This is a genomic window from Acetatifactor sp. (assembly GCF_982438285.1).
The window spans coordinates 1-3480 of the sequence record NZ_CEWDFQ010000326.1 but is presented as its reverse complement, the minus strand read 5'-3'; the positions used below and the strand labels follow the sequence as shown (position 1 = coordinate 3480).

Below are 3480 nucleotides of genomic sequence, written 5' to 3'. Positions count from 1 at the left end.
ATACTTAATATATATTGTGTTGATTCTTATCATTTTTGGCATATTTTGTATAGGTGCTTTCAACAGAGAGGGTGTGTCCATGGCTTCTTCCAAAACAGATACCGAGGTAATCATCGGTGGCAAGGTTTTTACCTTAAGCGGATACGAAAGCGAAGAATATTTGCAAAAGGTAGCGTCTTATATTAACAATAAGATGAATGAATACAGTAAGGTAGACAGCTTCAAACGGCAGCCGCTGGATACCCAGAGTGTTTTACTGCAGTTGAATGTTGCCGACGATTATTTCAAGGCAAAGAAGCAGATTTCTGTGCTGGAGGAGGAGCTTGCGGGCAAGGAAAAGGAGCTGTATGATCTGAAGCATGAGCTGATTTCCTCTCAGATCAAGCTGGAGAATGCTGAAAAGCAGATTAAGGCGCTGCAGGCGGAGTTAAATGAAAACGCTAAAAATATTGTGCGGCTGGAAACAGAGTTAAAGGAAAAATAATGCAGGCTGTCCGTGTTCGGGCAGCTTTTACATTCTACGACAATTTTTGCGAAAGGAATCTTTCAAAGGATTTGAATTGAGGTATTACATGGACAGAGGCAGTCAATTTCCTGAAAAAAAAGTAGAGCTCCTTGCGCCTGCCGGCAGTGCAGAAGCCTTTTACGGTGCTGTACATGCTGGGGCGGATGCGGTCTACCTGGGCGGCACCCGGTTCGGGGCAAGAGCCTATGCGGACAATTTTACAGAAAAGGAACTGACAGCGTGTATCCGTTATGCACATCTTTTCGGCAGAAAGGTTTATCTGACGGTAAACACGCTGATGAAGGAAGCGGAGATGGAGGAGCTGTTTGACTATCTGCTTCCCTTTTATGAGGCTGGGCTCGACGGCGTGATTGTGCAGGATATAGGCGCTCTTTCCTATATCAGGGAGCATTTTCCGGCTCTTGAGCTGCATATAAGCACACAAATGTCCATCACCGGTTTCTATGGGGCAGAATTGATGAAAAAAATGGGAGCCTGCCGCGTGGTTCCTGCCAGAGAGCTGAGCTTAGAGGAGCTGAAGGCGTTGAAAGAATCCTCAGGCCTTGCCCTGGAAACCTTTATCCATGGAGCCATGTGTTATTGCTATTCGGGCCAGTGCCTCTTCAGCAGCATTCTGGGTGGCAGAAGCGGCAACAGAGGCAGATGCGCCCAGCCCTGCAGGCTTCCTTACGCAGTGCAGACAAAGGAGGGCTGTTCTCAGGTATGCTATCCCCTAAGCCTCAAGGACATGTGTACCATCGAATTTCTGCCGGAGCTGATTGCGGCAGGCATTGATTCCTTTAAAATTGAGGGAAGAATGAAAAAACCGGAATATGCTGCCGGGGTGACGGCCATTTACCGGAAATATATTGATCTTTGTTATGAAATCAGTAAAAAGGGCGGAGACTACAAAGTAAGTCCAAAGGACATGGAAGCCCTTTCTTCTCTTTATATCAGAACAGGGCGACAGGAGGGCTATTACCACAGACGCAATGGCCGGGAAATGGTTACGCTGCAAAGTCCCGCTTATGGCGGCACAGATCAGGCGCTTTTGTCTGAAATCCGCAGGAAATGGATAGATGCGCCATTGCAGATGCCGGTTTTGATTGGCGCCATATTTGAGACGGGAAAACCGGCTTGTGTAACCTTTTCCTGTGGAGATACCACGGTGGAAGTGCAGGGGGAAGCGGTGCAGCCTGCCCAAAAGCATCCTATTACCCGGGAAAATATTGAAAAACAGCTGGGGAAGCTGGGAGACAGCAGCTTTTATGCGGTCTCCAAAACTGAATCCGGGATACCGCCTGTGGAGCCGGCTATGGAAATTCAGCTCAGTCCGGATGCTTTTTATCCCTTAAAGCAGATCAATGATCTGAGACGGAGGGCCGTGCAGCAGCTGGAAGAGGCTGTTTTAAAAAAACGGGGATATACAACGGCAGAAAGAATGGTAAAATTGCCGGAACAAAAACAGATTGCCGCTGCCCGGCGCAGCCAGGCCAAATTCCCTTTGCAGGAGAGGGCCTCCTTAGCTTCCCCTGGGCTGTCCGTTTCAGTGAGCACACAAAAGCAGCTGGAAAAACTGGCAGGTGAAACCCAGGGTGTTTCCCGCCTTTATGTGAATGGCGATCTGCTTTTTGGAGCAGCAGGCAGGAAACATCCGAAAGAGGAGAGCGGCTTTTCTCGGGAACAGGTACTGTCTCTGTGCAGGCAGCTTAAAAATGACAGCGAAATTTTTATTTCTCTTCCACCCATTCTGCGAAGGGAAGACCACTCTTATCTGGAAACTATGTTGAGACTTGCACGGGAGTACGAAGAGATTTTTTCGGGCTTTCAGGTCCGCTCTCTGGAGGCCCTTGGCTTTTTGATGCAAAACCATTATCATGCCAGCGGCCATAGCCGCTGGCATGGGAAAGTTTTTACAGATGCCGGCATTTATTGTTTTAATCATTGGTCTCTTGAGACCCTGGTAAAAGAAGCGGCCCTGGATGGCTTCTGCATACCTTATGAGCTGAATGCGGGAGAGCAGCGTACGTTGGTTTCTTTTGCAGACTCTCTTGGAATCCGCTGTGAAAAACCAATTTACGGCCATATTCCCTTGATGGTTACCGCCAACTGTGTTTCTAAAACCACGACGGGGTGTGTGAAAGGAAGGGAAGAGACGGTTTGGCTTCTTGACCGTTATGGAAAGCATTTTCCGGTGGCGCAAAACTGCGTCCACTGCTTTAATCTGATCTATAACAGCGTTCCCCTTTCTCTGCACAAGGAAATTTCCCGGCAATTAGAAAATTCCCCCAGCCGGGAAATGGACAAATGGATGGGAGGCTGTGATTTCCGCCTTGATTTTACCATAGAGAAGGGGGAAGAGGCTTTGCAAATCCTTCGTTATTTTGAAGAGCTGCTGCAGGGTAATCTGTCTTCCCCTGCGGATACGCCGCCTTTTGGAACGTACACCACTGGACATGAAAAACGCGGCGTGCTTTAGGCGGCTTTGGGAAAGGAATCAAAATGCAGGAATATATTCTTGAACTATCCAAATACTTTATTGCAGTCTGCATGCTGTTTTATACTTTTGAGTGCTTCTGGGTATTCCGTTACCGTGACGAAGAGGACAGAAAAGGCTCCTATCTGCGCCAGAACATTTTCATGTTTTTGATTCAGCTTTGCTGTTTTGTGGATCTTTTTCTGGTGAGCCGGGAAATGGAGTATGTGTTTTTCTATGCCTTTGTACAGATATTTCTTCTGGCGGCGCTGATATTGGTGTGCACTTTATATGAAAACATCAATCGTCTTTTGCTGAACAATATGTGTATGCTGACAGGCATCGGACTCTGCATTGTATCCAGGCTGTCCTTTCAGAAGGCGGTGCGGCAGTATATTATCGTGATGATTTCCCTGATGATTTCCTTAACCATTCCATACCTTTTTTCCAAAATCCGATTTTTCAAAAAAATAGTTTGGCTTTATGGACTGGCTGGAAT

The 3480-nt window shown here is 47.2% G+C and carries 2 protein-coding genes and 1 pseudogene; all 3 read left to right on the top strand.

Translation table 11 applies throughout. The features are described from left to right. Nucleotides 1-79: 79 nt before the first annotated feature. Nucleotides 80-484 (top strand): cell division protein ZapA, encoded by a 405-nt coding sequence (locus AC1WIP_RS13275; RefSeq protein ID WP_481142276.1) that lies wholly within the window; start codon nucleotides 80-82, stop codon nucleotides 482-484. Nucleotides 485-572: 88 nt separating this feature from the next. Then, entirely contained in the window at nucleotides 573-2984 is a 2412-nt protein-coding gene (locus AC1WIP_RS13270) for a peptidase U32 family protein (RefSeq protein WP_481142275.1), read from the top strand. A gap of 23 nt (nucleotides 2985-3007) precedes the next feature. Continuing rightward, a pseudogene (locus AC1WIP_RS13265) lies at nucleotides 3008-3480 on the top strand (FtsW/RodA/SpoVE family cell cycle protein); the annotation flags it as partial.

What these genes read in the sequence shown, in the direction of transcription:
- AC1WIP_RS13275 (WP_481142276.1), top strand. Translation starts at nt 80, where the DNA reads ATGGCTTCTTCCAAAACAGATACCGAGGTAATCATCGGTGGCAAGGTT.
- AC1WIP_RS13270 (WP_481142275.1), top strand. Translation starts at nt 573, where the DNA reads ATGGACAGAGGCAGTCAATTTCCTGAAAAAAAAGTAGAGCTCCTTGCG.